Below are 3,542 nucleotides of genomic sequence, written 5' to 3' on the forward strand. Positions count from 1 at the left end.
TGATTTGTTGCAAAGATATGAAATACCTACATATAAACAAAAAAAGAAGGGTAAAACTCCCAAAGTGTAGGGAAAGTGCGTCTTAAAAACTCCCAAAGTGTAGGATTAAAACTCCCAAAATGTAGGGAAGCACATGCTTTAATCCCTTTGTTTATCGGTGTTTTCGTAAAAGTGATAGAGCATATTACAGACGATGTTTATAACAGACAAGGAAAATTTATAGGGCTAAGCGGTTGATTTACTGTCGGAAAAAGAAAAACGATAGGGAAAAAAGAGCAAAGCAAAACCAACCAACGGGCGGTAGGATTGGGAACGGTTTTTTATGGCGTGTACACAAATGTGTACAAAAGATTTGTATTTTACTGAAATATAGCTATCTTTGTGCTGAATTTAAAAGCAAACAGATATGGAAGCATTATCAGTAAGAGAATACCGTAACAACCTCGCAGCGTCTTTCACCAAAGCAGACAATGGCGAGCAGGTATTAATTCGTCGGAAAAACGAAATTTACGCTTTGGTGAAAGTAGGTCGTGAGGATTTGATGATAACCCCGGAGCTGCAAGCAAGGATTGACAAGGCAAGGGAAGAAATCAAATCCGGAAAGTGTGTTACCCTCAAAAGCAGTGAGGATATTGACGCTTATTTCGATAGTCTATGATGTACACAATTAGGGTTTCCGACGGGGTGGATAAGGTGATTGCCAAATGGAAGAAATCAAACCCCAATTTGTTCAAGAAGTATAAGAAAATCTACAAAGAATTGTTAGAGCACCCTAAGACTGGGCTTGGGCATCCCGAAGCGTTAAGAGGCGGTGGGGATATTACATGGTCTCGACACATCACCGCCCATGACCGGATAATCTATGACATTTACGAGGAAGTAGTAGAAGTCTATATTTTGGAGGTAGAGGGGCATTACAACGATAAATGATAAAACTGTTATGGTCGAATATTGTGTTTACTGGTTAGAGAACGGCGAGCCTATGCACGAGGTGTTCTCTAACCTTGCCGCCGCCGAGATGTACTCATGTGCGATAAGAGGGAAAGAAAACGTTGAATGGGTGGAGGTGTCCGAAGAAGAAGCCATTGATTTGGACGAACTGAAAGACATGTTCCCGGATGACTTCTGCGGCGTGTAATCCCCTTGGGTAGAAATTGTTCGGCTGTGGGGGATTTTCTAACATGCCTGGGCTTTTTGCCGGGCGGTTGGTGTGGATGTATTCCCATGCGGCATGTGTATATATAGCAAGAAGTGTCCTTGTCGGACAATTCTTGCTTTTCTCGCTTTGCTCAAAAAGATTTTAAGATTACCTTTGTGGCATGGAACTAAGACGGAACGAAAAGATTACATTCCGATGTACCGAACTTGAAAAGGACGCACTTGCGGAGCAGGCAGCCCGGTGCAGTCTAAGCGTATCGGAATACTGCCGGAGTTTGTCCCTTGGGGGGGCGCCCAAGGGAGAGGTACACCGAGGAGGAACGGCAGCTTCTCCGGGACATAGCCCAGTTGAAAGGAACGCTCCAACGGCTGAACAACTACTTCGGTGGTCGCCAGTACCGGGAAGTGTTCGAGGAGAACCGGGCACTAATTACAGAGCTCAAAAAAATACTCTCACGATGATAGGGAAAGGGAAAAGCATATCACATGGTGTGGCGGCATTGGAGTACGACCTCGCCAAAGAGATAAACGGGCAGGCAGTAGCCACCGAGATAGCCCGGCATGAACTTTATGGGTGTACTGGTGCGGAAATGGTGCAGGAAATGAAACCGTATCACATTGATTTTCCGAACGTAAAAAACAACTGCCTACGTTTCGAGGTCAGCCCCTCGATAGAGGAAAGCGCCACCTTTACGGATGCGGACTGGGCGGAACTTGGTAACGACTTCATGCAGCGCATGGGGTTGGCGAACCACCAGTACATCATCATCCGGCACAGCGGTACGGAGAGCAAGAAAGAGCAAGCCCACCTGCACATACTGGCAAACCGGGTTTCCCTTTCCGGGGAACTGTACCGGGACAACTGGATAGGGAAAAAGGCAACGGAAGCCGCCAATGCCATAGCCAAGGAACGGAACTTTGTACAGTCGCAGGACATTGGCAAAGTCAACAAAGCGGAAATCAAGGAAGCCATGGACGGCGTATTGAAGAAGATGCAGGGCTTTGACTTTACCAAATTCAAGGAAGAACTTGGTAAGAGAGGTTTTAAAGTCCGGGAAGCCAGGGCAAGCACCGGGAAACTTAACGGCTACTATGTCACAGCCCGAAGCGGTACGGAGTATAAGGCAAGCGAGATAGGGAAAGGCTACACTCTCGCCCATATCGAGCGGACACAAAGCAAACTGAAGTGCAACTCAATGAACATATCTCATGGAAACAAACTCACACCCGGAAGCGGCAGCTTCCAACGTTAAGCAGGGACAGTACAGCCCCCGGAAAAGAAAAGATACAACGCCAAGGGTAAACCCGCAGCTTGCGGTAGAACTGGTGTATCAAGAACTAAAGCGTGTTGAAGTCTATACGAAGCGCATAGAGGACGCAACAGCCCGAAAGGTACAAATAGACGGGAAAAGCCTTGAAAGTGCCGAAAATCGCCTAAAAAACGTGTTGGCGGACTTTGAACGGCAGGGGTACAGAATGAAAAACGGCGGTTATGTGGACAAACGAATTTCGTTCTACTCAATCCTTTGTGCTGTTATCTCCCTATTGTTCGCTTGTTTCATGTGCTATCTTTGGACGGATGCAGCCAAAGACCGGGACAACTACAAGCAGTATTATGAATACTACCAAGAGCAGGCAAGGGAACAAAAGGGGAATAAATAAACATCTAACTTTACGAATTATGGGAACAACGGAACACGAAGAACCCCGGTTCTTCTTCATACTGAACAAGGGTGCGAAGTCCGGCGGCGAAATCACCCATGCCGTCCTAAACGGTAGTATCGTTTCGAAGCCGGCAGGCTGGGACGCCTTTCATGGGCTTGCACTGGCGAGAGAGAAACTAAGCAGCGAGGAAATACAACAGCAGATGAAAGAACTTGGTGTAGAAATGGAAATCGTTCCTCTGATTTGACAAGATTACCCGGAGTGTTTCAGCCGGGTAATCTTGTTACTTATCCTTGATTTTCCCTTTAAGGGCGTTTATAATCCACCCTTTCGGATTGTTCTTTTCTCGTGATTTTCCGTTTAGGAGAGCCAGTTCTCCGATAAGGTCGGTTATCTTTTCTTGTGCCGTTATGAATGTCTCTTTGTTCCGGTTTATCTCTTCCGATGTGAAACCGCAGGAATAACGGAGATACTCGTATACATGGCTGTCTATCTGATATCGTGCTGTAACCTTTGCCTGCAAATCTTTCCCTTCCAGTTCTTCATCCCTGAACTGTGGCTGATAGACCGGGTAAAACCTAAACCCGGTCACCTTGCTACGTTTGTTGTTTGGGTTTTCACGCACTTTCACGTAGTTGAAAGTGTATGGGCAACTCTCATCAAGCGCAGCCTTTGCTGGTTTTAATACTCTTTCCTCGAAGTTGTCGATTCTGTCTTTT

Annotated in this window: 6 protein-coding genes and 2 pseudogenes; 7 read left to right on the top strand and 1 reads right to left on the bottom strand. The window is 46.2% G+C overall.

Annotated elements, in window-relative coordinates:
- Positions 1-406: 406 nt before the first annotated feature.
- The 7 genes and pseudogenes from BACCELL_RS01180 (at position 407) to BACCELL_RS01205 (ending at position 3,070) form a co-directional block, all read left to right on the top strand.
- Positions 407-658, top strand: coding sequence for a hypothetical protein (locus tag BACCELL_RS01180; protein WP_004295507.1), 252 nt, complete (start codon positions 407-409; stop codon positions 656-658).
- On the top strand, positions 655-930 hold the full coding sequence (locus tag BACCELL_RS01185; RefSeq protein WP_004327436.1) for a type II toxin-antitoxin system YoeB family toxin: 276 nt from the start codon (positions 655-657) through the stop codon (positions 928-930). The genes BACCELL_RS01180 and BACCELL_RS01185 overlap by 4 nt, the downstream gene beginning before the upstream one ends.
- Positions 931-940: 10 nt before the next feature.
- Positions 941-1,138, top strand: coding sequence for a hypothetical protein (locus BACCELL_RS01190; protein WP_007209655.1), 198 nt, complete (start codon positions 941-943; stop codon positions 1,136-1,138).
- 181 nt (positions 1,139-1,319) lie between these two features.
- Positions 1,320-1,394 (top strand): annotated as a pseudogene (locus tag BACCELL_RS27725) (hypothetical protein); the annotation flags it as partial.
- 222 nt (positions 1,395-1,616) lie between these two features.
- A complete protein-coding gene (gene mbpB, locus BACCELL_RS01195) occupies positions 1,617-2,411 on the top strand; it encodes a mobilization protein MbpB (protein ID WP_007560590.1) in 795 nt (264 codons plus the stop codon).
- Positions 2,368-2,820 (top strand): mobilization protein MbpC, encoded by a 453-nt coding sequence (mbpC, locus tag BACCELL_RS01200; protein ID WP_004295511.1) that lies wholly within the window; start codon positions 2,368-2,370, stop codon positions 2,818-2,820. Before mbpB ends, mbpC begins: the two co-directional genes overlap by 44 nt.
- 19 nt (positions 2,821-2,839) lie before the next feature.
- Complete coding sequence (locus BACCELL_RS01205) at positions 2,840-3,070, top strand: hypothetical protein (RefSeq protein WP_004295510.1); 231 nt, start codon at positions 2,840-2,842, stop codon at positions 3,068-3,070.
- A gap of 36 nt (positions 3,071-3,106) precedes the next feature.
- On the opposite strand, the pseudogene BACCELL_RS01210 reads toward BACCELL_RS01205, so the two are convergent.
- A pseudogene (locus BACCELL_RS01210) lies at positions 3,107-3,542 on the bottom strand (replication initiation protein); the annotation flags it as partial.

This window comes from Bacteroides cellulosilyticus DSM 14838, assembly GCF_000158035.1.
Lineage (GTDB): Bacteria > Bacteroidota > Bacteroidia > Bacteroidales > Bacteroidaceae > Bacteroides > Bacteroides cellulosilyticus.

Coding starts and splice junctions, on each gene's coding strand:
- BACCELL_RS01185 (WP_004327436.1), top strand. CDS start 655: ATGATGTACACAATTAGGGTTTCCGACGGGGTGGATAAGGTGATTGCC.
- mbpC (WP_004295511.1), top strand. CDS start 2,368: ATGGAAACAAACTCACACCCGGAAGCGGCAGCTTCCAACGTTAAGCAG.
- BACCELL_RS01180 (WP_004295507.1), top strand. CDS start 407: ATGGAAGCATTATCAGTAAGAGAATACCGTAACAACCTCGCAGCGTCT.
- mbpB (WP_007560590.1), top strand. CDS start 1,617: ATGATAGGGAAAGGGAAAAGCATATCACATGGTGTGGCGGCATTGGAG.
- BACCELL_RS01205 (WP_004295510.1), top strand. CDS start 2,840: ATGGGAACAACGGAACACGAAGAACCCCGGTTCTTCTTCATACTGAAC.
- BACCELL_RS01190 (WP_007209655.1), top strand. CDS start 941: ATGGTCGAATATTGTGTTTACTGGTTAGAGAACGGCGAGCCTATGCAC.